Below are 20,101 nucleotides of genomic sequence, written 5' to 3' on the forward strand. Positions count from 1 at the left end.
AAAAACGCAACGTTCAAAAGGGTTGTTGTCTTTTAATGCTTTGTTTGGGTGTTTTTACGCCCTTCAATGGTGATTTATCATAACAATAAGAGAGAAAATTATCGTATTTTCCCCTTTTCTTACTCCAATTTTTTATACATACGGATCTGCTTGTTCAAGCCGCTGATTACACCACCAATCAAAGAAAGGGGGTCGCGAGATAAATGGCTTTTGAATGATGAGCGAATAAGTTCACAGATTTTAACAAACAATACGCATAGTTCGTCAGGCTTCATGTTGCCAATAAGGCATAAGCCCTGTATATATTTAATAGGGACAAGAATATATGGGAGTGTTCGTCTTTTAAGTCATTGTCTAGTCGCTGTGTTAAGCCATCCATACCCTTTTGGACCCTTTTGGATTATCTCATGCATTATTTCTAAAACACGATATTCCCTTGCTAAAAAATAACAAGATGAACGCATGCTGTAAAGTCTGTTGCTTATTTTGCATAACCTCTCTGTTAAGTCAGGTAATGATAAATCAAGATTTCTAATGTCTAGCATGACTATCCTTTATTGGCGGTTGTCATGTTATGTCATGCGTTGCCTTAAAACGCTATGAGACTTTTGGTAAGGTTTATCCGTTCCTACACAAATTTCACTAAGATCATCCCGCTAAACGCGTTGTTTTTATAAAATTCTATGCGATAGATCCTTTCTTGCTTGTCCAGTGAAAAGCGTTTTTGAAAATCTTTAAATTTAATCGTATAACCCGCTTCATTAGGCTTACTCTCATTAGAAACGCTAAAGCCAATCACATTCGCGCGGATATTATCCATGCCATGAATATAAAAACTCTCTTTCACTTCAACCACGCTCCCTATTTTAACCATTTGATCCTTATTGTCAATTCGCATTTTCACTTCTTCTAAAGAATGATCAAACTCTATATAAAAGGGCGATAATCGTGTCATGAGCTTGTTGCCGTATTTTAAAAACACTTCTTGTTTATTTTTGACTAGCCCCACAATGTAAGCGTTGCTCTCTATGGGGATTTGTGGGATTTTAGTGTTATTAGGTAAAGGGAAATGATTGAGTTTAGGGCGTAAGTTAAAAAGGGGCATTTTAGGCAGAGAGTCGATTTTTGCCCATAAGTTTTTATCGTTGATTAGGGCATGCACGCTGTTAGGGTTAAGCTCAAAATCGCGCTTAAAAGGGATATTGAGCTGATTGAGTAAGCCCTCAATGGCTTGCAAATGGTAAAACACCCTTGACGCTAAAGGGAGTTCTTTGCTGGCTTCATTGGCAAAAGCGCTCTTTTTTTGGTTGATCGCATAAAAAGTTAGGGCTTTTTGCATTTCTGTATCGCCTTGCGCGGTGCGCGTGTTTTTTAAATGATACTCCTCAATAGGGCGCAATAAATGGGCGTTGATGCTCTCAATCGTATTGTTTGCAAAAGCAAGCAAGTTAGGGAATTTCGCCCCTTTAACCTCATCTTGATCAATAATAAAGCAATTCCCCCAGCGCTTAGGATTGAGCATCGCATCAATATAAATAGGGCGATAATACCCACCGCCATCATGCAAATGCAAGACGGCATCTATATTGGGTTTTGCAATCAAGGATTTGATTTCTTGGATAGTGGGATATTCAGGGTCATTCTTGTCTAAAGCGGCAAATTTGCGGTTCATATCCCCATACAAGCCCCTATGATTTCTTAACATAGAAGGCTTATTCAACACAGGAACCACTTCAACCAAGCCTTTTAAAACGCTATAGTGCATCAAAAACAAATTAGCCGCATTAAACCCCCCAGGCTCATCGCCTTGAATCCCTGCTAAAAGCAACAAGTGGGGGGCTTTGTCTTTATCCTCTACATTTGTAGGGACTTTTTCTATCGTTTCTATCGCATGCAAAAACGAATACAAGCCCCACATTAAAAGCCATATTTTTTTCATCCAATCTCTCTACTATTTGAAACTAAAAGATCGCTAATTATACCTAAAAACCTTTTTAAGGGTGTTTTTTAAAGTTTTCATAAAAAGGAACGAAAAATGCTTGTGAATGATCAATTCTATTTAAAAGGTTTTTTATGGATATTTTAAAAACTCTTCAAAAGCATTTGGGCGATGTGGAAACAAGCGATTTTAAAACCAATGCGATAGAAAAATCCCAACAAATCGCCCAATTCAGTAGGGACATGAAAAATATAAACGAGAGCGTTGGAGCGTTACAAGTCTTGCAAATCGCTTGCAAAAAGCTTTTCAATAAGAGCATGGGTTTAGAAGATAAAGACGCTTTGCAAGCTTCTATCATTAAACAGGAATTGGAAGAAATTGTAGAAAATTGCCAGTTTTTAGCCTCCCCTTTGTTTGACACTCAGCTCAACATTACCATCAATGATGAAGTTTTTTCCATGATTGTGGCTAATCCTTTGGATTCATTGGAAAATGCGGGCGAGTTTCAAGCTTATTTGGAAGAAAAATTAAACGAAATTAAGGAATTATTAGGTTATTTGAGTGAAAGCCTTTCAAACCCTAAAGCTTTCATGCCAAGTTTTTCAAATCAAAGCCTTAAAGATTTGTTGAGCGATAACTTGAGGGCTTAAAATCTAGTCCTCTAATTTAGAAAATTTGATTTTCCATAAAAAAAATGAGCCTAAAAACGCTATCACGAATAAGCCCACCAAGTAATAGCCTAAGTCTGTAAATTCCAGGCTTTGTAAGGTGTTTAAAAGGCGGTTTTCAAATTTTAAATGGAGTTTCTCGCTAACGACTTGAAAAAGCTCAATCAACCCGATAAAAAGCGCAATAAACACGCTTAAGGCCGTGATGGAGATATTGTAATAGATTTTTCTTAAAGGGGTTTTGAACGCCCAGTCATATGCCTTGAGCATGAACGCCCCATCTAATGTGTCAAACAAACTCATGCCAGCAGCAAAAAGAATGGGTAAAGAGAGCATGCCCACCACACTCACTTTAATCGCACTGCTAGAAAGGGCCAAAAGTGCGATTTCACTAGCGGTATCAAAGCCTAGTCCAAAAAGAAAACCCACAGGATAAATATGCCACGACTTGGAGACGAAATTAAACAAAGGCTTAAAAAAGCGGTTGAGTAAGCCCCTACTCGTTAAAAGCCGTTCAATCTCTTCATTTTGTTGCTGGTTTAGGCTTTCATTAGAATGCGATTTTTTGAATATTTTTAATAAATCCAAGAGAATAATCGCATTCAATAGCCCTATAATGAGCAAAAAAAGCCCAGAAACTAAAGTCCCCACTACCCCCCCTATTTCTTCTAGCATCGGCGTATGCTCTTTGGCCCAAGCGATCGCAAACGCGCTGATGATAGTCATTAAAATCACCACGCTTGAATGCCCCATAGAAAAGTAAAACCCCACACCATAGGCGTTTTTGCCTTGTTGGGTGAGCTTTCTAATGGTGTTGTCTATGCAAGCGATGTGATCTGCATCAAACGCATGCTTTGCCCCTAGCATGTAAGCCATAGACGCCGCCGCATAAAACGAAGCATTATTGGCCATAAAGAGCAACGCTAAACCTAATGCATGCAAGAACACAATCGCTAAAAAATAAGGAAACCACAATTTCACAGCACGCCTTTTTGTAAAAATAATATTTTTTGGATAATTGTAATATATTTTGTTAAATTAGAAAATTTTAGGATTTGTTTTTTAATTATTTTGCGAATTGCCCTAGAAAAATCTTTAAGGGAATGAGAGAATTTGAGTTAAAATCAATCACTTCTTTTAGTTTTTCATATTCTTCTTTGTGTTCTTCCTTTATTTTACCTTTATCATCAATAATAATCTTTTCTTCATTCTTCTTGTTATTTGTATCCCACTTGTATTGGAAAAATTTTTCTAGTTCAAATAATTCTAAATAGGCATACAGCATATTTTTTCTTATGTTTTTAATCGGTTTATAGTGTTCTTTACTTTTAATGCATTCTAAGTATCCTTCAAAGCATTTAAGAAATTCATCGTGTTTAGCAATTTTTAATAACAGGGTTTCTAAATCGCCATCATCTTGATTGTTAGGGAATAAAAAGATTTGTTCTTCTGAAATAGTTTGTTTCGTTTTTGATACGACTGTTAAAATCTCTTTTTTATTACTCTTATAGTTATCCGCATCAAAAATAATAAGTGTTTTATCGTATTTTTCAATTTCAAGCAATCGTTTAGATAGGTTATCTTTTCCTGTTACATCTTTCACCTTAAAATTTTTAATTGGAATATCTTCTAGAAAATACAGATAAGCTTCTAAAAACACCTTATCGCTTGGACCTTCTACAAAAATCAGTATTTCTTTATCTGCCATTGAATGATCCTAATCTTAGTATGATGCTTTAGCCAAAAAGATTCTCTTCATTTTCAAAATAATATTCTAAATTTTCTCCATAATAAGTTCTTGGAATAACATATTGATCGTCTTGCTTAAGACAAAACAACTTAGTTTGATGCGCAAAATCCTTTTCTCTGATAACTTGATCTAAAATTTCTATAAATTCTTGGTTGTGGGTAGTCATAAACACTTGCAAATTACCATCTTTGTTGTCGTTGATAAAATCAATAACACACTTTAATAATAATTTCATGCGAGAAAAGTGTAAGCCATTCTCCACTTCATCAATATAAATCGTTTTTGCGTTATCAGCCATAAAAGCGCTTACAATATGCAAATATTTCTTCAAACCATCGCCAAATACAGATAATGGGACTTTTTCTTTGATATTTTTCACTTTTAATTTGAGTTGGTTGTTGGTATTAAAGCTAATAGATTGGATATTGTTATCAAATTGATTAAGATGTTTATTTAATTCTTCTTCTAATTGGTTGTTACTGCAAATTTTACTCACCGCTTGAATCATATGAGCTTGCCTGTAAGCAACATCGCTAGGTATTATGGTAGCGCTTTCAAAGGGTAAAAGTTTTTGCAATTGATTAGGATCAAAATTCTTAAATTGCCTATTGTAGCCTGACTGATTAGGAATTGGTGGGAAATTAGGAACTTTAGCAATATTTAAATGATCGTTATAGATTTCTTCATTATTTTTTTTAAGAGTGAAATTAAGCTGAGAGAGCATTTGAGTTTGTTCTGCTGTAGGTATTATTTGCGACTCTATTACCTTTTGGTTTTCACTGGCTATGAATTTTATTTGCAAGTCCAAGGTCTGATTGTTGTCTAAAGTTGTAACAATTTGTATTTCTTTCTCGGTGTCTAAACCATAAAACATCAAGTTTTTTGATTCTGTTGTTAAAGGCTCTTTGCGTATATTGTCATAAACTTCCGTTATATTAGCGCATGGGTGCATGGATTTTCCCACTAAACAATACAACGCTTCTAACAAATTAGATTTACCCACATTGTTCCCACCAGTAATAATGTTGAGTTTGGTAAAACCATCAATTTGAGTGTCCTTAAAAGTCTTAAAATTTTTAATGCGAACAGACTGAATCATTGAACCCCTTTATCCAAACAGAAATTGATGCTAAATTTTCATATTATAACGCATGCGATTACGACAAAATTTAATAGGAAATAAATAAGAAATCATAAAAATAAAAGCATTATATAAATTATCCTATTTGGATTAGTTTTTCCCACCCAAAAATTTGACCCATTCGTCTCTGTCAATCAAAAGCACTCCGTTAGCTTGGGCTAGTTTTTGAGCGGCTTGCGTGAAATAGCTGTTGGTGATCACGCAAGCTTTTTCGCAAGCGTAGTAAGCTTTAGAAGAGACCACCTCCTGAATGGCTTTGGGCGAAACTTTATGCGAGTAGCGTTTGGCCTGAACCGCCCACTTGATGCCGTCTTTTTCTATAATCAAATCCGCTCCATAATCGCCGCTTTTTTGCGTGATGCTCACTTCAAAACCCTTTGAAGTGAAAAAGATTTTGGAATATTCTTCAAATTCAAAGCCGTTCATGGCGTCTATTTTTTGTAAAATGCGTTTGAGTTGGCGCTTCTTATACGAAGAGATAACGCCTTGAAAAAGCACTAATATTGAAAAGATGCCAAGAATTGCCAACAATTTTAAAAGCAAATCATTAGCTGAGGTTACTAATTTCAATTCTAGGGCTTTTTCCAATAAAACATGCCACGCTGAATAAATCCCTACCGAAAACAAAATGACAAAAATAAAAAATACAATCTTTTTCATGCCTTAAAGCCACTCTGCATTTTCTATAGCGTTCAAACGCTTTTCTAAACCCTCCATAAGAGAATAATAAGCCTTATTAAGGGCTTTGATTAAAGCGTTATGATAGGTTTTATCTTCTTGGGAAAAAAGAGAGGGGTTATCGCCCAAACGATTAGCGTAATAAACAGGCACGCTGAAAGCGGTGGGGATTAAAAGGGTGTCAAACGGGCAAGTGGTTTGCGGGACGCATTCTAAAATCAAGCTCGCTTGAAGGTTTAAAAAACGCATGACGGATTTTGGGTCAGCGTTAGGCTCAATCGTCTTTTTAAGCCTTTCTTTAATGGCTTTTAAATCTTTAGGACTCTCTTCAAAAGAAAAAAAAACATTGCCTGAAACATTGAAAGTGAAAGCGCTTTTATCTTTTAAAAAATAAGCGATTTGCTGGGTGAGCGCTTTTTTAAATTCCTTTTGGTAAAAGGGTGGCACAAAATGGGCGTTAAAAAAGATTTTAGGGGGGGTTAAAGTGGAAGCGGTTTTTAAAGGGCTGTTTTTGGGGTAATCTTTATATTTTAAATGCAGAGTCGTTTTATTGAAAAACTGACACCCTAGTAAAATAAAAGCAACACCAACGCTTAAAATCCTTAGCATTCTGTCAAACGCCCATGCTCTAATTTTACATGCTTAGTGGCTAATTTTAGCGTGCTTGGGTTGTGCGAGATGAGAATGATCAAGCGGTTTTGTTTCAATTCTAAAATGCTTTGTTTAACGCTCTCTTCTGTGTGATTGTCCAAAGCGGAAGTGGCTTCATCAAAGATTAAAACTTGAGCGTCTTTATACAAAGCTCTTGCAATGGCGATTCTTTGGCGTTGGCCGCCGCTAAGATTAGCGCCAAACTCGTCTAAAACACTCTCTATCCCATAAGGCATTTTTTCCACAAAATCTAAGGCTTGAGCTTTTTTTAAGCATTCTTTGATTTTCACCTCATCAATTTCTAAACCATACGCCACATTTTCAGCCACGCTCCCGTTAAAAATAAACACCCTTTGAGTGACAACGCTAATCTTTTCTCTCAAGGATTTTTGAGTGATGCTCTCTATTTTTTGATCATTGATGAAAATTTCGCCCTGGCTTGGCTCATAAAGGCGTAAGATCAGATTCACTAATGAGCTTTTACCGCTCCCGCTTTCGCCTTTTAAAGCGATGATTTCATTTTGTTGGAATTTCAAACTAATATCGCTTAAAACATAACGCTCTTGATTGTCTAGCGTATAAGCCAGCCATACCTTTTTAAATTCTATGGTGTGTATAGCGTCATCTAGCGTCAATTCCCCATCAACAATAGCCGGCTCTCTTTCTAAAATCTCATGGATTCTGTCGCTAGCGACTAAAGCTTCTTGAAAATTAGAAACAATCCTAGTTAAGCGTTTGATCGGCGTATAGAGCATAAAAAGGGCCGTGATGAAAGAAAAAAACGCCCCCACGCTAATATGGCCCCTAATCACTTCATTCCCCCCTAAATAAATCACTAGCGCTATAGCGATAGAGCCTAAAAACTCCATTAAAGGCGAAGAAATTTCAGCCACGGCGATGTTTTTGATACCGATTTTAAAAAACGCTTCATTTTCTTTCACAAAAGCCTTATGCTCTAATTTTTCGCCATTAGAGATTTTAATCGCTTCCACATTATTAAAGACTTCACTCAAACGAGCGGTGATTTTGGCGTTACTCTCTTGATGGGATTTAGCGAGTTTTTTAACCTTACGAATGATTTTACTGATAGGAATAGCAGCTAGCGGCATGATGACTAGCCCCACTAACGCTAATTTAGGGCTTTGATAGATCACCACCCCCACTAACCCGACAATCGTTAGCCCCTCTCTTATACTCTCTGAAAGATAATTGGACAAACTCGCTCTAATCAAACCTATATCATTGGTGATCCTTGCGATCAATTCGCCCTTTTTCGTCCTGCTAAAAAAATCCATTTCCATTTTGAGAAGGCTTTCTAGCATGGTGTTGCGTATTTTTTTGACAATATCAAGCCCGATAAAGTTAGTGAAATAAGTGCCTAAATACATGCCCCCACTCTTGCCCAAATACGCTAAAATCACTAAAAAAGGCAGGATTTTGAGCATGTGAGTGTCTTTATTGATAAAAATTTCATCTAAAGTGGGCTTGACTAAATAAGTCCCCCAAGCCGTGCTTAAAGCCACCACTAAAGAAGAAAATAAAACCACTATAAAACTTTTATAATGCTCTTTAAAGTATTTAGAATAACGCTTGAAAAAGAGTTTCAAATGCTTAACCTTTGGATTTGATTAAACTTGTATTATAGTGTTTTTATTAAGGGATTTTTAACGCTTTAATAAACAGCTTAAAGCGATTGGTTAGAATTTGGCACTAAGAGTTGTCATCAAATGGCTCCTGTCTGAATAAAGCGCTTTAGAGCCGGGCGTGGGCCTGTAACTCCCTACCGTAAAGCCTGCATGCGTCATCACGCCCAAATATTCTAATTTCACGCTCGCTGTCAAACTCTTACTGATCTTATAGCCCACATTAACAGCCGCGCTCGCTTCATTGGCTAAAGTGCCGCTAGTCCAACGCCATAAAGTCCCCCACAGCCACTTTTTATGCACGCCCCCACCAAAAACCCAACCAGAGACGGCATCAGCGGTTACCACATGGCTTAAGGCTTGCCCTATATCATAAACGCTATTGGTCCAAAAATCAATGCCTAAAGGGTTTCCTGTCGTGCCGATGTAAGCGTTTGCGTTTTTCCACACTTTATAAAACGCTCCCCCGAAATTAAATTCATTGTAATCAAATCGTTGCCTAATGAGCAAGCTTTGCCCGGCAGTGCCAGCCTTTATAGCGTAACGATAAGTATCCCTTCTTAAGGGGGCATGGACAGGGAGCAAAATATAAGCTTTTGTTTCGGATCTAAAGCCCACGCCATCAAAATTAGGGTTACTATCATAGCCTACAACCACCCCAGGGCTATAATAAGTCCCGGGCGAAAATTGGAAAAAAGGGCTAACGCTAACCCCTTTTCTTTCATAAGTGTAATTCACTAAATGGATACCATAATTCAAAGTGCGCCCGTTTTTAACCACGGTTCTTGGAGAATAAAAATCATAAATCCACTCCCCATAAGCGAACGCCCTACCCCATGAGCTAAACCACCATAATTTGTGGCTTCCTTCATTTTTATCCTTGACTTTAACGCTGATTTCAAAACCTTGCGTATAGCCGCTCATATAAGGAGCGCTGGATTGGTAACGCCCTCCCTTAGCTAAAAAAATATCTTTATAGCGGTATTCTAAAAAAGCGTTATTCATCAAGTAATTACGGCGGATTTTATTGGCCCTAGCGTTCTCGCACGCTATAGAATCAATCACCTTGCCATCAGATCCAAGCGCGCACTCATGGATACTCGTGCCATCAAGCAAAGCTCTTTTACCCCCTAAATAGCCATCCCAATAACCGATGTAGTTATAAATAACCGATCCGCCTTGATTGAATTTCGTGCTATCATAAGCGATCCCTCCTAGCGTGCCACCGACTTTTCCCTCTAAAACATGCCCTTGATCTTTAAGGCCTTTGGATAAAAAATCCGCATAGATATTGCCCTACCCTACAGCGGTTACAAAAGTCTCTGTAGGATAAATCCCCCTAGCTATATCAATCTTTTTTTTATTAAAGCCAACTTTAGAAAAGGACTCCGCTGAAACTTCAATTTTATAATCAAACGCTTGCAAAGAAGCACTCAAACTTAAAACATATAACCCACAAAAAACTTGATTCTTTAAAGGCGTGCTATTTTTCATTTTTTTCCTTTTAATAGCAAATACATCTTAAAGACTACAATTCTTAACTGATCTAAAAACAAAGAAGCGTAATCAAACTATTTATTTACTTTTAATTAACTCAACTATTTTAGATTATAACGAAATTTTTTTAGTTTCATCATAAAATGAGATAAAGTAAATCAAAATTTAATCAAAGTAGGATTTTTGTGCCGTTTTATAACCAAACCCGTTTTTTTAGTTATGAAAGCTCTTGTATTGATTGTAAATTGTAAAAAATGCCAAAAAGCATTTTTAAGTTTGGCAATCAATCTAGTAGCAAAAACTCCAACACCGCCATGCGCATTGCCACGCCGTTTTTGACTTGCTCTAAAACTTTAGACCGCTCATCTTCTAACACCGCGCTTTCTATATCAATATCCCTATGCACCGGGCCTGGGTGTAAAATAATCATCTCTTTATTTTTAGCATGAGCCTCTAGGCGTTTTTGGGTGATGCAATAAGCGTTGCCGTAATCTTTCAAGCTCGCAAAAATGGGCGCGTTGTGCCGTTCGGTTTGGGTCCTCAAACTCATTAAAATGTCTGCAAATCCTATCGCTTCTTCAATGTTGTGCGTCGTTTTTAAAGAAACGCTAGGGAGCATGGAGCTTGGAGCGCACAGCATGATCTCAAGCCCTAGCCTTTGGAGCAATTTAATGTTACTATTAGCCACTCTGGAATTTTTCACATCGCCTATAAAAGCGATTTTCTTCCCTTTTAGATTTTCTAAACTGCCAAAATGCTGATAAAGGGTGAGCAAGTCTAATAACGCTTGGGTAGGATGAGCGCTTACGCCGCTTCCGGCATTAATCAAGGGGCATTGGGAAAATTCAGCCAATTTAAAAGGCGCGCTTGAAAAAGCATGCCGTGTGATGATAGCGTCAGGCTGCATGGCATGGATATTTTTGAAAGTGTCTATCAAAGTTTCACCCTTTGAAGCAGAGCTTGTTTGCATGTTTAATTTCACGATTTTTGCTCCCAATCTCAAGCTTGCGATTTCAAAACTAGACACCGTTCGGGTGGAATTTTCAAAAAATAAAGCCACGATGATTTTATTGTGCATTTTTTCTTTTGTTTCCAAAGATACGGCGTTAAAATCGTTCGCATAAACGCTCGCTTTTTCTAATAAAAGCTTGATTTCATCTAAGCTTAAATCGCTGGTTTGGAGCAAGTGTCGGCATTTTTTTGGCATAAAACCCCCTTTTAGTTATAATATAGGTTTTATTTTAGCTAAAAATGGCATGGGTTTTAGCAAGGAATGGGCTTGAAAAATCTCTCAACGCTTCTGGTGTTTTTATTCTTTTGTTTAGGGTGTGTGAGTAATTTCAATGAAGACACTTACACGCTAGACTTAGTTTTAGAAAAAAAGATCCAAGCCAGCAGAAAAGGCGAAATCACCCAAAATAATGTGCCTATCATCACGGCTATCGCTACGCATTTAAACGATGTGGATAGCGGCACTTACTATGACCATGAGTATTTTTTAGTGGAGATTTTCACGCAAAATAACGACTGGATAGACGATGGCTATATTTCTTATGAACTTTTTGGCACAAAACCTACGGGAAAAGAGCCTTTATGGGTGCGAGAAATCACAAAAGACGAATTTGATGGCATTTTAGAAACCACGAACCGGTGGAGCCGAGCTTTTCTACTCGCTTTTGACAAATTGGATTATTTAGCGGTGCAAGAAGCCAAATTAGAGCTTGATGCCTATAATTTAGGCAAAATTGTTTTTAATTTCGCTTACCAAGTCCCCTTACCTCAATTTTAATGCGCCTAGATTACGCCCTATTCAACCAGCATTTAACAAATAGCAGAGAAAAAGCTAAGGTGTTGGTTTTAAAAAATCAGGTTTTAGTCAATAAAGTAGTCATCTCTAAACCCTCTTTTATCGTTAAAGAGGGTGATCAAATTGAACTCATCGCTCCAAATCTATTCGTTAGTAGGGCTGGGGAAAAATTAGGGGCTTTTTTAAAAGATCATTTTATAGATTTTAAAGAAAAGGTTGTTTTAGATGTGGGTGCGAGTAAGGGGGGCTTTAGTCAAGTAGCTCTTTTAAAAGGGGCTAAAAAGGTGCTTTGCGTGGATGTGGGGAAAATGCAATTAGATGAGAGTTTGAAAAACGACCAACGCATAGAGTGTCATGAAGAATGCGATATTAGAGGGTTTAAAACGCCAGAAAAAATTGATTTAGTGCTTTGTGATGTGAGTTTTATTTCTTTATATTGTATTTTAGAAGCGATTTTGCCTTTAAGCGGTGAATTTTTGGCGCTTTTCAAACCGCAATTTGAAGTGGGCAGAGCCATAAAACGCAATAAAAAGGGGGTGGTAATGGACAAAGAAGCCATTTTAAACGCTTTAGAAAACTTTAAAAACCATTTAAAAACAAAGGATTTTCAAATCTTAACGATCCAAGAAAGCTTAGTGAAAGGGAAAAACGGGAATGTTGAATTTTTTATCCATTTCAAGCGAGCCTGAGATTAAAAGCCTAGCTATCGGTAAATTTGATGGCTTGCATTTAGGGCATCAAGCCCTTTTTAAAGAATTAAAAGACCCTAAAGCCCTTTTAATCATAGAAAAAAAACATTACACTAAAGGCTATTTAACCCCCCTAAAATACCGCGCTAAACTCGTGGGCATGCCTTTATTTTTTGTGTATTTAGAAGAGATTTCGCAATTAAACGCCCTAGAATTTTTAGAGCTTTTAAAAAAGAAATTCCCCAATTTAGAACGCCTAGTCGTGGGCTATGATTTCAGGTTTGGGCATGAAAGACAAAATGACGCTTTATTCTTAAAAGAGCGTTTTGAAAAAACCATTATTGTGCCTGAAGTGAAAATCCAAAACATCAGCGTGCATTCTAAAATCATCAAACTAGCCCTAAGTCATGGCGACTTACTTTTAGCTAACAAGCTCTTAGGCAGGCCTTATGAAGTGTGCGGGGAAGTCATTAGCGATCAAGGCTTAGGGCATAAAGAATTAGTGCCTACTTTAAATATCAAAACTAAAGATTTTATCCTCCCTAGTTTTGGGGTGTATGCGAGTTTAGTGAAAGTAAAAGATCCAATTTATCAAAAAAGCGTGAGTTTTATAGGCAACCGCTTAAGCACGGATCAAAACTTCGCCATAGAATGCCATGTCCTTGATACCATCATAGAAAACCCACCCAAAGAAATCGCTTTGCGTTGGGTTCAAAAAATACGAGACAACATGCGTTTTTCTTCGTTAAAAGAGCTTAAAAATCAGATCCAACAAGACATCTTAAGAGCCAAAGAGATTTTGAGATAATTTGTGTTAAAATGACTCTCAAAAACCTTAAAAATGGAAAAATTTGATGCGATTGAGTAACGCTGACTTAGAACGATTAAAAAGCATGGCGAATGCGCTTCGCTTTTTATGCGCGGACATGATAGATAAGGCTAATAGCGGGCATCCGGGCGTGTGCTTGGGATTAGCCGATGTGATGGTGGTTTTAAGCTTGCACCTAAATCTTAACCCCACTAACCCTAAATGGCTCAATAGGGATAGGCTGGTTTTTAGCGGAGGGCATGCGAGCGCGTTAGCGTATAGTTTGTTGCATTTGTGGGGCTTTGATTTGAGCCTAGAAGATTTAAAGCGTTTCAGGCAATTACACTCTAAAACCCCAGGACATCCCGAATTGCACCATACCGAAGGCATTGAGATCACCACAGGCCCTTTGGGGCAAGGTTTTGCTAACGCTGTGGGCTTTAGCATGGCGAGTCAATACGCTCAAAACCTTTTGGATAAAGAAGTGATTTCTCATAAAGTCTATTGCTTGTGTGGGGATGGGGATTTGCAAGAAGGCATTAGCTATGAGAGCGCTTCTTTAGCCGGGCACTTTCGCCTTGATAATCTCATTGTGATTTATGACAGCAACCAGATCAGCATTGAAGGCGCTATTAATATTAGTTTTAGCGAACAGGTTAAAATGCGGTTTGTGGCGCAAAATTGGGAAGTGCTAGAATGCGATGGGCATGACTATCAAGCGATTCATAACGCTTTAGAAGAGGCCAAAAAATCCACCAAACCCACGCTTTTAATCGCTCATACGATTATTGGTAAGGGGGCTGTTGGCTTAGAGGGGAGTGAAAAAACGCATGGCTCGCCTTTAAATAAAGAAGTGTTAAAACAATCCAAAGAAAACGCTCAAATCAATCCTGATGAAAGCTTTATCATTAGCCCAAAAAACAAAATGCATTTTGAAGAAGTGAAAGTTAGAGGCGTTAGTTTAGAAGCCTTATGGGAAAAATCCTTAAGCCCTAAAACAAAAGAAAAAATCCATGCGTTAAAGGATTTTGATTTTAGCGCCATCCATTACCCCACCTTTAAAAAAGGCGAATCTTTAGCCACGAGAGTGAGTAACGGCATGATTTTAAACGCTATCGCTAAAGAATGCGAGGGATTTTTGGGGGGGAGTGCGGATTTAGCCCCATCTAATAACACGCAATTAAAACACTCTGGCGATTTCCCTTTAGGGCAAAACTTGCATTTTGGGATCAGAGAGCATGCCATGGGGGCTATCACTAACGCTTTGGCGGCGTATGGCTTGTTTGTGCCTTTTTGCGCGACCTTTTTTGTGTTTAGCGACTATTTAATGCCCAGCATGCGCTTGAGCGCTTTAATGAAACTAAAAGCCCTTTTTATCTTTACGCATGACAGCATTGGCGTGGGCGAAGATGGGGCGACGCACCAGCCCATAGAGCAATTGAGCCATTTGCGCGCTTTGCCCAATTTCTATGCTTTCAGACCCAGCGACGCTTTTGAAAATACGGCTTGCATGCAAGTAGCGTTAAGTTTGAACGCTCCTAGCGCTCTTATTTTATCGCGCCAGAATTTGCCCGTGTTTGATGAGGTTTCTAAAGAGCAGGTTTTAAAAGGGGCGTATGTTAAACACCACTCTAAAGATCCCATTATCACGCTCGTTGCGAGCGGGAGCGAAGTCTCTTTGGCTTTAGAGAGCGCTAAAATTTTAGAGCGAGAGAATATCCCCACTCAAGTGGTGAGTGCGCCTTGTTTTGATCTATTGATAGAGCAAGATGAAAGCTATCTTAAAGAACTCTTTAAGGGCAAAGTCTTAGTCATTGAAGCGAGCCGTGCGATAGAGTGGTATCGTTTTGCGGATAAAATCATTGGCATGGATTCTTTTGGGAGCTCAGCAAAGGGCGATAAACTCTTTGAAAAATTTGGCTTTAGCGTTGAAAACATCACCGCTCAAGCTAAAAGGTTGCTCAACGCATGAACTTAGAAAAACTTTTTTTAGAAAAGACCCCCCTGTTTGTTTTTAGCTCCACCAGGCGTTTAAAACATTTCTATTTAGAGCAAGGCGAAGGGTTTTTGCCTAGTGCGATGAGCATGAGGAGTTTTTTTGAACAGGCTTTTTACATCCCTAATAAAAAGAAAATCCCTAACAGCGCGCGCCAAATTTTAATGATAGACACCATTAAAGCTATCGCTAAAGAAAAAAAATCCATTCTTGAAGGGCTTTTGCTTTTTGAAAACAGCTTTTTGGGGTATTTGGAAAGCACTTCTTTTTTGTTTGATTTGTTTGATGAGTTAAGCTCTGCTTGTATCAAACTCAATGAACTTTCTTCTAAAGACATTTATTTGGACTATGAAAAGCATTTAGAAGTCTTAGAAATGATTTATGATCGCTACATTAAAAAACTAGAAGAATTAGGCTTTTATGACAAAATCATGCAAGAAAAGCCCGCCATTTTAAAAGAATTTTTTGAGCATTTTTCCTCCATTGAATGGCATTTAGATGGCTTTATGAGCGTTTTTGAAAGGCAATGCCTGTTAGAAGTGGCCGAGTTAGTGCCTATCACTTTACACCTATCTTGCGATAAATACAACCAAAAATTTTTGGAATTTTTGAATCTCAAATTAGAGACAGATTGCGATTATTCTATAGATTTTAAAACCCAAAAGATCCTCTCCCAGACACCCAACCGCCAAAAAATAGAGCCAAAGCTTTATGCCAACTCCAGTTATTTAAAACAAAGCGCTTTAGTTTTACAAACCATAGAAGAATATTTGCAACAAGATAACGACCCTAATAAAATGGCGATCATCACGCCCAATGCGGATTTTTTGCCTTTTTTAAAACTCTTAGACAAAAACAACAATTTGAATTTCGCTATGGGCTTAGGGGCTAAAAACAGCCCTTATTATACAGAGCTTGTCAAAATCTTAGAAAATTTGGAAACAAGCGGTTTTGATTTGAGCACATCGCCTTTATTGGATTTGGAAAATCTCACGCTCGCGCTTTTAGAACAACAAAGCTCTAAAGAAAAAGCGCCCTTAAAAGAAGCACATTCTCAAATCATGCACCAGTATCATCTTTTAAAAGACACGCTTAAAAACTACAGCCTTAAAGATTTATTGCATTTGTATTTGCAAGAATTTGAAGCCAACTTCCGCTTAGACGATTCTAGTGGGGGCAAAATACGAGTCATGGACACTTTAGAAACAAGGGGCATGCAATTTGATAAAATCGTTATCGTGGATTTTAATGAAACTTGCGTGCCAAGCCTTAAAGATTGCGATTTGTTTTTGAACTCTGCTTTAAGGAAATCGCTCAACCTCCCCACTTTATTAGATAAGAAAAATTTGCAAAAACACTATTACTACCAGCTCTTTAAAAACTCTAAAGAAATAACACTTTCTTATATAGAGAGCGAAACTTCAAAAGTCTCTAACATGCTTTTAGAATTAAATTTGCATATAGAGCCTATCAAAGACGCTTACACGCTTTTTGCACCAACCCCTTTAAAAGACTACCAAGAAGAAGAAATCAAAGCCGCTATCCCTAAAGATTTTAGCTTCAGCGCTAGCTCATTGAACGCTTTTTTAACTTGCAAGCGCCGTTTTTACTACCACTACATTAAGCGATTCAAAGAAAGCCCTAAAGATGAAAGTAATAGCGCTATAGGCAGTTTGCTCCATGAACTTTTAAAAGAAGCTTATGAAAAAGAGAAAAACCCCTATGCGTTAGAAGAGAGGCTCATTCAGCTCTTAAAAACAAGAGAAAACATTACCCCTAAAGAGCGTTTAGACACTCTTATAGCGCTTAAAAAAATCCAGGCTTTTTATCTTAAAGAAAAAGAACGCTTTAAGGCAAAAATCAAAATCCTTGATCTTGAAAAAAGCTTTGAAACGACCATTCAAGGCGTTACGTTTAAAGGGCGTATAGACAGGATTGACAAAACGGCTGACAATGAGATGATTTTATTGGATTACAAATTCAAAAGAGGAGGCTTAAGCCCCATAGAAATCGCTCAAATCAGCACCGATTACCAAATGGCCATCTACGCGTTTGCCCTTAAAAATCTGGGTTACAAAGAGCCTATAAAAGCCTTTTTTTATGATTTGAGAAAGGGCGAATTAGTGGAAGAAGATGAGCTTATTTTACAGGCTAAAATGGATCATTTGGAATTTTCTCTTATCCCCAAGCTCAAACAAGAAATTGATTTTGAAAAAACTTTAGAGGTTAAAGATTGTGAGTATTGCTCTTTTAAAGACATGTGCAACCGATGAAATCTAAAAAACTTTATTTGGCTTTAATCATAGGGGTTTTATTAGCGTTTTTAACCCTATCTTCATGGCTAGGTAATAGCGGTTTAGTGGGGCGTTTTGGGGTGTGGTTTGCCGCAATCAATAAAAAATATTTTGGGTATCTTTCATTGATTAATTTACCCTATTTAGCGTGGGTTTTATTCCTTCTATACAAGACTAAAAACCCTTTTACAGAAATCGTTTTAGAAAAAACTTTAGGGCATCTATTAGGCATTTTATCTTTGCTCTTTTTGCAATCTAGCCTGTTGAATCAAGGGGAAATCGGCAACAGCGTGCGTTTGTTTTTACGCCCTTTTATAGGGGATTTTGGGCTTTATGCGCTGATAATGCTTATGGTAGTCATCTCTTATTTGATTTTATTCAAATTGCCCCCTAAAAGCGTTTTTTATCCCTATATAAACAAAACGCAAAACCTTTTAAAAGAGATTTATAAACAATGCCTACAAGCCTTTAACCCTAATTTTAGCCCAAAAAAAGAGGGTTTTGAAAACACCCCATCAGACGCTCAAAAAAAAGAAACCAACAACGACAAAGAAAAAGAAAACCGCAAAGAAAACCCTATTGATGAAAACCACAAAACCCCTAACGAAGAATCGTTTCTAGCGATCCCTACCCCCTATAACACGACTTTAAACGATCTAAAGCCGCAAGAAGGCTTAGTTCAAATTTCCTCTCATTCTCCTACCCATTACACCATTTACCCTAAAAAAAACCGATTTGATGACTTATCCAACCCCACTAACCCCACTTTAAAAGAAATTAAACAAGAAACTAAAGAAAGAGAACCCACGCCTACAAAAGAAACTCTTACGCCCACCACGCCCAAACCCACCACACTCAAACCCATCATTCCCGCACCTGCACCCAACACAGAAAATGACAACAAAACACAAAACCACAAAGCCCCAAACCACCCAAAAAAAGAAGAAAGCCCACAAGAAAACGTGCAAGAAGAAATGATAAAGGAAAATATAAAAGAAGAAGAAAAAGAAACGCAGGACGCTCCAAACTTTAGCCCAGTAACCCCCACAAGCGCTAAAAAACCCGTTATGGTTAAAGAATTGAGCGAAAATAAAGAGATATTAGACGGATTGGATTATGGCGAAGTGCAAAAACCCAAAGATTATGAGCTTCCCAACACGCAATTATTGAATGCGGTTTGTTTGAAGGACACTTCTTTAGACGAAAACGAGATTGACCAAAAAATCCAGGATTTATTGAGCAAACTGCGCACCTTTAAAATTGATGGCGATATTATCCGCACTTATTCAGGCCCTATTGTAACCACTTTTGAATTCCGCCCAGCTCCCAATGTTAAGGTGAGCCGTATTTTAGGCTTGAGCGATGATTTAGCGATGACTTTATGCGCTGAATCCATCCGCATTCAAGCCCCCATTAAGGGTAAAGATGTCGTTGGCATTGAAATCCCTAACAGCCAAAGCCAAATTATTTATTTAAGAGAAATTTTAGAAAGCGAATTGTTTCAAAAATCCAGCTCGCCCCTAACTCTAGCTTTAGGCAAAGACATTGTGGGTAACCCTTTCATCACGGATTTAAAAAAGCTCCCCCACTTGCTCATCGCTGGCACGACAGGAAGCGGTAAGAGCGTGGGCGTGAATGCGATGATTTTATCCTTACTTTATAAAAACCCCCCCGATCAACTCAAATTAGTGATGATCGATCCCAAAATGGTAGAATTTAGCATTTATGCGGACATTCCCCACTTACTCACACCCATTATCACCGACCCTAAAAAAGCTATTGGGGCTTTACAAAGCGTGGCTAAAGAAATGGAACGCCGATATTCTTTAATGAGCGAATACAAGGTTAAAACCATTGATTCTTACAATGAACAAGCCCTAAATAATGGCGTTGAAGCGTTCCCCTATTTGATTGTAGTGATTGATGAATTAGCGGATTTGATGATGACAGGGGGCAAAGAAGCGGAGTTTCCTATCGCTAGAATCGCTCAAATGGGGCGCGCGAGCGGCTTGCATCTCATTGTAGCGACCCAACGCCCAAGCGTGGATGTCGTAACCGGCTTGATTAAAACCAACTTGCCTTCAAGGGTGAGTTTTAGGGTAGGCACTAAGATTGATTCTAAAGTGATTTTAGACACCGATGGGGCGCAAAGCTTGTTAGGGAGAGGCGATATGCTCTTTACCCCCCCAGGAACAAACGGGTTAGTGCGCTTGCATGCCCCCTTTGCCACTGAAGATGAAATCAAAAAAATCGTGGATTTTATTAAAGCCCAAAAAGAAGTGGAATATGATAAAGATTTCTTGCTAGAAGAATCGTGCATGCCTTTAGACACCCCTAATTATCAAGGCGATGACATTCTAGAAAGGGCTAAAGCGGTGATTTTAGAAAAAAAGATCACTTCTACGAGTTTTTTACAACGCCAATTAAAAATCGGCTACAACCAAGCCGCTACCATTACGGACGAATTAGAAGCTCAAGGCTTTTTATCCCCAAGAAACGCCAAAGGCAACAGAGAGATTTTGCAAAACTTTTAGGCTTTG

The 20,101-nt window shown here is 38.1% G+C and carries 15 protein-coding genes and 2 pseudogenes; 7 read left to right on the plus strand and 10 right to left on the minus strand.

Translation table 11 applies throughout. The features are described 5' to 3' along the window. Window positions 1-119: 119 nt before the first annotated feature. Both FIM44_RS08550 and csd4 read right to left on the minus strand, forming a co-directional pair. Window positions 120-413, minus strand: a pseudogene (locus tag FIM44_RS08550) (hypothetical protein). Between the two features lie 215 nt (window positions 414-628). Then, window positions 629-1,939 (minus strand): DL-carboxypeptidase Csd4, encoded by a 1,311-nt coding sequence (gene csd4, locus FIM44_RS01895; protein WP_140578819.1) that lies wholly within the window; start codon window positions 1,937-1,939, stop codon window positions 629-631. Window positions 1,940-2,073: 134 nt separating this feature from the next. On the opposite strand from csd4, the gene FIM44_RS01900 reads away from it, so the two are divergent. Further along, window positions 2,074-2,589, plus strand: a complete 516-nt coding sequence (locus FIM44_RS01900) for a flagellar FLiS export co-chaperone (protein WP_140578821.1) — start codon at window positions 2,074-2,076, stop codon at window positions 2,587-2,589. A 3-nt stretch (window positions 2,590-2,592) separates the two neighbouring features. On the opposite strand, the gene FIM44_RS01905 is transcribed toward FIM44_RS01900, so the two are convergent. From FIM44_RS01905 to pyrB, 8 genes and pseudogenes are all read right to left on the minus strand, one after another. Then, entirely contained in the window at window positions 2,593-3,588 is a 996-nt protein-coding gene (locus tag FIM44_RS01905; RefSeq protein ID WP_140578822.1) for a HoxN/HupN/NixA family nickel/cobalt transporter, read from the minus strand. Between the two features lie 85 nt (window positions 3,589-3,673). Then, the gene (locus tag FIM44_RS01910; RefSeq protein WP_140578824.1) at window positions 3,674-4,315 is read right to left on the minus strand and encodes a DUF3226 domain-containing protein; all 642 of its coding nucleotides are present in this window, start codon (window positions 4,313-4,315) and stop codon (window positions 3,674-3,676) included. A gap of 28 nt (window positions 4,316-4,343) precedes the next feature. Continuing rightward, on the minus strand, window positions 4,344-5,456 hold the full coding sequence (locus FIM44_RS01915) for an ATP/GTP phosphatase (protein ID WP_140578826.1): 1,113 nt from the start codon (window positions 5,454-5,456) through the stop codon (window positions 4,344-4,346). Between the two features lie 132 nt (window positions 5,457-5,588). Further along, a complete protein-coding gene (locus FIM44_RS01920; protein WP_140578828.1) occupies window positions 5,589-6,158 on the minus strand; it encodes a restriction endonuclease in 570 nt (189 codons plus the stop codon). A gap of 3 nt (window positions 6,159-6,161) precedes the next feature. After that, entirely contained in the window at window positions 6,162-6,785 is a 624-nt protein-coding gene (locus FIM44_RS01925; RefSeq protein WP_140578830.1) for a neuraminyllactose-binding hemagglutinin family protein, read from the minus strand. Then, complete coding sequence (locus FIM44_RS01930; protein ID WP_140578832.1) at window positions 6,779-8,434, minus strand: ABC transporter ATP-binding protein; 1,656 nt, start codon at window positions 8,432-8,434, stop codon at window positions 6,779-6,781. The genes FIM44_RS01925 and FIM44_RS01930 overlap by 7 nt, the downstream gene beginning before the upstream one ends. 90 nt (window positions 8,435-8,524) lie before the next feature. After that, window positions 8,525-9,964, minus strand: a pseudogene (gene hofB / locus FIM44_RS01935) (outer membrane beta-barrel protein HofB). Window positions 9,965-10,250: 286 nt separating this feature from the next. Beyond that, window positions 10,251-11,174: an aspartate carbamoyltransferase gene (gene pyrB, locus FIM44_RS01940; protein ID WP_140578834.1), complete on the minus strand. Its 924-nt coding sequence runs from the start codon at window positions 11,172-11,174 to the stop codon at window positions 10,251-10,253. A 66-nt stretch (window positions 11,175-11,240) separates the two neighbouring features. Here pyrB and FIM44_RS01945 point away from each other — a divergent pair, with 66 nt between their 5' ends. Genes FIM44_RS01945 through FIM44_RS01970 form a run of 6 tightly spaced genes read left to right on the plus strand, consistent with a single transcriptional unit; the run spans window position 11,241 to window position 20,095 of the window. Then, a complete protein-coding gene (locus FIM44_RS01945; RefSeq protein ID WP_140578836.1) occupies window positions 11,241-11,756 on the plus strand; it encodes a hypothetical protein in 516 nt (171 codons plus the stop codon). Continuing rightward, complete coding sequence (gene tlyA / locus FIM44_RS01950) at window positions 11,756-12,463, plus strand: 23S rRNA (cytidine-2'-O)-methyltransferase TlyA (protein ID WP_140578838.1); 708 nt, start codon at window positions 11,756-11,758, stop codon at window positions 12,461-12,463. Before FIM44_RS01945 ends, tlyA begins: the two co-directional genes overlap by 1 nt. Next, window positions 12,429-13,271 (plus strand): bifunctional riboflavin kinase/FAD synthetase, encoded by an 843-nt coding sequence (locus FIM44_RS01955; RefSeq protein ID WP_140578839.1) that lies wholly within the window; start codon window positions 12,429-12,431, stop codon window positions 13,269-13,271. Before tlyA ends, FIM44_RS01955 begins: the two co-directional genes overlap by 35 nt. Before the next feature lie 46 nt (window positions 13,272-13,317). Further along, entirely contained in the window at window positions 13,318-15,243 is a 1,926-nt protein-coding gene (gene tkt, locus FIM44_RS01960) for a transketolase (protein ID WP_140578841.1), read from the plus strand. Next, window positions 15,240-17,540 (plus strand): ATP-dependent deoxyribonuclease AddB, encoded by a 2,301-nt coding sequence (gene addB, locus FIM44_RS01965; protein ID WP_140578843.1) that lies wholly within the window; start codon window positions 15,240-15,242, stop codon window positions 17,538-17,540. The genes tkt and addB overlap by 4 nt, the downstream gene beginning before the upstream one ends. After that, window positions 17,537-20,095: a DNA translocase FtsK gene (locus tag FIM44_RS01970; protein WP_194148674.1), complete on the plus strand. Its 2,559-nt coding sequence runs from the start codon at window positions 17,537-17,539 to the stop codon at window positions 20,093-20,095. The genes addB and FIM44_RS01970 overlap by 4 nt, the downstream gene beginning before the upstream one ends. The last annotated feature ends 6 nt before the right edge of the window (window positions 20,096-20,101 follow it).

Source organism: Helicobacter pylori, assembly GCF_006440215.1.
Lineage (GTDB): Bacteria > Campylobacterota > Campylobacteria > Campylobacterales > Helicobacteraceae > Helicobacter > Helicobacter pylori_CS.

Coding starts and splice junctions, on each gene's coding strand:
- csd4 (WP_140578819.1), bottom strand. CDS start 1,939: ATGAAAAAAATATGGCTTTTAATGTGGGGCTTGTATTCGTTTTTGCAT.
- FIM44_RS01900 (WP_140578821.1), top strand. CDS start 2,074: ATGGATATTTTAAAAACTCTTCAAAAGCATTTGGGCGATGTGGAAACA.
- FIM44_RS01910 (WP_140578824.1), bottom strand. CDS start 4,315: ATGGCAGATAAAGAAATACTGATTTTTGTAGAAGGTCCAAGCGATAAG.
- FIM44_RS01915 (WP_140578826.1), bottom strand. CDS start 5,456: ATGATTCAGTCTGTTCGCATTAAAAATTTTAAGACTTTTAAGGACACT.
- FIM44_RS01920 (WP_140578828.1), bottom strand. CDS start 6,158: ATGAAAAAGATTGTATTTTTTATTTTTGTCATTTTGTTTTCGGTAGGG.
- FIM44_RS01925 (WP_140578830.1), bottom strand. CDS start 6,785: ATGCTAAGGATTTTAAGCGTTGGTGTTGCTTTTATTTTACTAGGGTGT.
- pyrB (WP_140578834.1), bottom strand. CDS start 11,174: ATGCCAAAAAAATGCCGACACTTGCTCCAAACCAGCGATTTAAGCTTA.
- FIM44_RS01945 (WP_140578836.1), top strand. CDS start 11,241: ATGGGCTTGAAAAATCTCTCAACGCTTCTGGTGTTTTTATTCTTTTGT.
- tlyA (WP_140578838.1), top strand. CDS start 11,756: ATGCGCCTAGATTACGCCCTATTCAACCAGCATTTAACAAATAGCAGA.
- FIM44_RS01955 (WP_140578839.1), top strand. CDS start 12,429: ATGTTGAATTTTTTATCCATTTCAAGCGAGCCTGAGATTAAAAGCCTA.
- tkt (WP_140578841.1), top strand. CDS start 13,318: ATGCGATTGAGTAACGCTGACTTAGAACGATTAAAAAGCATGGCGAAT.
- addB (WP_140578843.1), top strand. CDS start 15,240: ATGAACTTAGAAAAACTTTTTTTAGAAAAGACCCCCCTGTTTGTTTTT.
- FIM44_RS01970 (WP_194148674.1), top strand. CDS start 17,537: ATGAAATCTAAAAAACTTTATTTGGCTTTAATCATAGGGGTTTTATTA.